The following is a 598-nucleotide window of genomic DNA, read 5'->3' as shown; positions in this document are numbered from 1 at the left end:
CTTCTGGATATGCCCGAAAATGGCGATCAATTGCCATCCGGTGATCCAGTAAGGCCAGAAACTCTGCGTCCGCATGGCGATGAACCAGAAGCTCATCAAAACCAGCACGTCGATGATGAAGATATTGACCTCGATGTTGGTCCAGGTCGGAAAAGGCGTCAGGGCCGTCGTGAGGACCGAAGCAATCAATGCCGTATAGGCTGCCCAGCGCTCGAGCGGTCCGCCGCGACGAATCGCGACGGCGACGGTGATGAGCAGAACGGCATAATAGATCGCCACGGACCACATTGTGGCAGTCAACCTTTCTTGCGGATCAGCCGGCCTTCGCGAACGCCGGCGCGTCGGCGCCCTGGCGGTCGTTGCTGCCTTCGTCGACCAGCTTCGCGCTCGCCGGCTTGACGCCCGCGCCGAACATGCGCGTGCCGAGGCCGACTTCCTTCTGCGTCACTGTCAGCGCCAGATGCGCGTCGGTCAACAGCTGGCGGACCTCGCCCGCGGCGGCGAGCGCCTGCGCGACCTTCGCCATCGCTTCCTGGCCGACGATCGCCGACATGTTCGTCTCGCGGCGCGCGGTGGGCAGCGTCGCGGCAAGCTGGGC

Annotated in this window: 2 protein-coding genes; both read right to left on the bottom strand. The window is 64.0% G+C overall.

All coding sequences use genetic code 11. From position 1 onward, the window contains the following. The coding region (locus AC1D11_RS22220; protein ID WP_477651504.1) for a hypothetical protein at window positions 1-279 on the bottom strand (279 nt) is incomplete at its 3' end. 34 nt (window positions 280-313) lie between these two features. Further along, window positions 314-598: hypothetical protein (locus AC1D11_RS22215; RefSeq protein ID WP_477651503.1), on the bottom strand; the 285-nt coding region annotated here is incomplete at its 5' end.

Source organism: Polaromonas sp. P1_E11, from assembly GCF_056405995.1.
This window is presented reverse-complemented; position numbering and strand designations above follow the sequence as displayed.